Raw genomic sequence first — 2,401 nt, forward strand, 5'->3', positions numbered from 1 at the left:
GGAATTGTGAGATCCATGGCGTTGAAATTATAATTACCGGCATCCGACAGAGCGATAGAAGTTGGATTGCCGGTGCCGGGATCTTTCAGGGTGTTTGCGGCAAACAATTCGTCTACGCCATTAGACAGCGCATAATGGGTGGCGCTCCCGGTAACATCGACTGTGTCAGCCGTAATTGCCGGGATAGTCACTTTGCGACCAGACACATCACCTGCTGCAGGCCCGGTCAGGCTGACAGGTGCCGAGGCCAACTCAACAGCGGCAATGGCAGCAAAGTTCGCAGGCTCAGACGAACAAATGTGCAGCATGGTTCCGTTTGTTTTCAGATGGTTGCATGCTGCGTCTAATACAGCGTCAGAGAGTAATGGCATTCTGTTTTCCTTTGGATGTGCTGCGCAGGTTCCGGTGCGCGGCAGGCCGGTTGGGTTTGCGATCCGCGCTCAGATCACTGAGGGCCGATCAGTTTCCCGATGCTTTTCAGCTTGTCGGCGTTACACTTGGCTGTTGCCTTCCAACCCAATGCGTACTCAACAAAGGCACCCTGACTGGGCGAGCCTTTCACAGGCTCAGCGCAGGGGTTGGTCAATTCTTTGGACACCACCGGCTCAACAAAAACAGGCGGTCGCTCACATGCGGTCAAAAGCATCGCGCATAAAATCAGACAACGGATCATGGTATCCCTCCGTTTGCCGAAGACGGTTAAATTCTGCGTTGAGATTTTCCCGTTCATTGCGCATCCGATGCAGGTGTGCGTCGAGAACGTGACCAGCCTCTTGCGATTGCTCTAGCTGCTTGTCACGCACTGCAATGGTCTGCCGCGCCGCATCCAGCTTGGTGTTCAGGTTGGAGTTGCGCCAAAGCAGGTAGGAGGTCCAACCTCCGAGCCCCAGCAGCGCACAAAGCGCCGCTATGAGAGCGTATCGGGTCACGCCTCGGCCCGCTCCATGACAAAGGCGTGGGCGCCATCATAAATCGCTTCGGCCAGTTCATCCTTGCGAGCATCAGCCACATGACAGAACCGCGCGTTACCGCCGAAGAATGGCTCGGCCATAATAGCTGGAGCTGCCCCTGCCCAAAGAGAACGACCACCACGGGCGCGACGACCTCGCACCTGAATACCATCATCTTCATTTTGCATTACTGCCAGCATCCGGTGGTGAACTTCACGTGCCAACGCCATCGACCCAGCCGTTCCGCTGGATAACGTCAGGCAGCCCTCGGCGCTTGGATCATGGCTGCCGTTGAAATGCAGCTCAATCGAAACATTCGCCCCCCATTCATCTACCTCGCGATAAACCTGATCAATCTGCTTACTGTAGACGACGCCAGCCACCCGGCGGAACACCCGCACTGAGGCAGGATCGATTTCTTGGATCAGCTCGGCCAGATGGCTATTCCACTGGAATTCAGGCTGTCCGTCAGTGATCCGAACAGCGCCCTGCGCACGGGCGTTATGCCCAATTACGATTGCAATTTTCACTCTTCATCCCCTCCTAGAACTCGACGAACCAACTTGTCAGCGATATCGCTGCTACGCTTCTCAAAGCGGTCCATCATTTTGACGACCATGTTGATGCCCCAACCGGATAAAGCGCCGGAGAGAGCCATGATAAGCTGGGGAAGCACACCAAAGTGGTCCCACCCTTGCGTAGCAATGACTGCTATTGTCGCGACAACACCCGAGGTCGCCATGACGGCCCAATGCTTGGCATTTGAGCGCCGGTGACGGGCTATCATGCTGCCCGCAGCAAGGGCCAAACACAGCCCACCGATGAATTGATGAGCCGGAAAACTTACGCCCAGCCCAAGCAAAGCCCAGCTAACCCAGTCGCGGGACGTTTCGATTATAGCCAGCCTCATATGGCGGCCATGACGCTGAGAGTTGAGATGTCGATGACACCTCGAACCATTTGCTCAATCATGAACATGTCTCTCTCTTACTTTCGATGTGAAACTTAGACTGGCCTCCGCTCAAGGCCTCTTACCCGTCAGGCGCTGAATTACGGCCAGTGACTGTCGTCTTGGTAGTTTGCCGGGATAGGCGCGGCATTCTTCAACGCGCGGGCTGCAAAAACATGCACCCGGACGTGTTCCGCAGCCTTAGCCCCAAATTCGAACACTGTCTGCGCATCCATCGCCACGGCAACATTGTCTATGGCAAGCCATGTGAAGTCGTCAGATGCGCCGTGCCAGAGCAAGTTCCCCGGCTGTGCCCCTTGTGAAATCGCACCAAGTGCCAAAGTTGACGCACCAGAAATGTTCTGGCGGGATTCGGCGCCACAGTCATAGGATTTACCCTGAAACATGTCTGACGTCAGCACCTGTGGGTATTTGGGAAGGTTTAGCATCAGGAGGATTTCTGGTTCATCGTAACCGTCAAGGAGTGAAGATGAACAAGAAA

Annotated in this window: 6 protein-coding genes; all 6 read right to left on the reverse strand. The window is 55.1% G+C overall.

Features of this window, described 5'->3' with window-relative positions; all coding sequences use genetic code 11:
* Positions 1-371: hypothetical protein (locus tag DL239_RS21245; RefSeq protein WP_167686093.1), on the reverse strand; the 371-nt coding region annotated here is incomplete at its 3' end.
* Positions 372-445: 74 nt separating this feature from the next.
* On the reverse strand, positions 446-646 hold the full coding sequence (gene lysC, locus DL239_RS21250) for an Rz1-like lysis system protein LysC (protein ID WP_206188595.1): 201 nt from the start codon (positions 644-646) through the stop codon (positions 446-448).
* A complete protein-coding gene (locus DL239_RS21255; RefSeq protein ID WP_167686095.1) occupies positions 627-929 on the reverse strand; it encodes a hypothetical protein in 303 nt (100 codons plus the stop codon). The genes lysC and DL239_RS21255 overlap by 20 nt, the downstream gene beginning before the upstream one ends.
* Positions 926-1,480, reverse strand: a complete 555-nt coding sequence (locus tag DL239_RS21260) for an N-acetylmuramoyl-L-alanine amidase (RefSeq protein WP_167686096.1) — start codon at positions 1,478-1,480, stop codon at positions 926-928. Before DL239_RS21260 ends, DL239_RS21255 begins: the two co-directional genes overlap by 4 nt.
* Positions 1,477-1,860 carry a hypothetical protein gene (locus tag DL239_RS21265; RefSeq protein WP_167686097.1) on the reverse strand — a complete coding sequence of 128 codons (384 nt, stop codon included), beginning with the start codon at positions 1,858-1,860 and terminating at the stop codon, positions 1,477-1,479. Before DL239_RS21265 ends, DL239_RS21260 begins: the two co-directional genes overlap by 4 nt.
* Before the next feature lie 140 nt (positions 1,861-2,000).
* The coding region (locus DL239_RS21270; protein WP_206188596.1) for a DUF4376 domain-containing protein at positions 2,001-2,401 on the reverse strand (401 nt) is incomplete at its 5' end.

Origin of the sequence: Parasedimentitalea denitrificans (assembly GCF_011813015.1) — a bacterium.
Taxonomy (GTDB): Bacteria; Pseudomonadota; Alphaproteobacteria; order Rhodobacterales; family Rhodobacteraceae; genus Parasedimentitalea; species Parasedimentitalea denitrificans.

Bases quoted from the DNA above. Each gene is read 5' to 3' on its own strand.
- lysC (WP_206188595.1), bottom strand. From the start codon at position 646: ATGCTTTTGACCGCATGTGAGCGACCGCCTGTTTTTGTTGAGCCGGTG.
- DL239_RS21265 (WP_167686097.1), bottom strand. From the start codon at position 1,860: ATGAGGCTGGCTATAATCGAAACGTCCCGCGACTGGGTTAGCTGGGCT.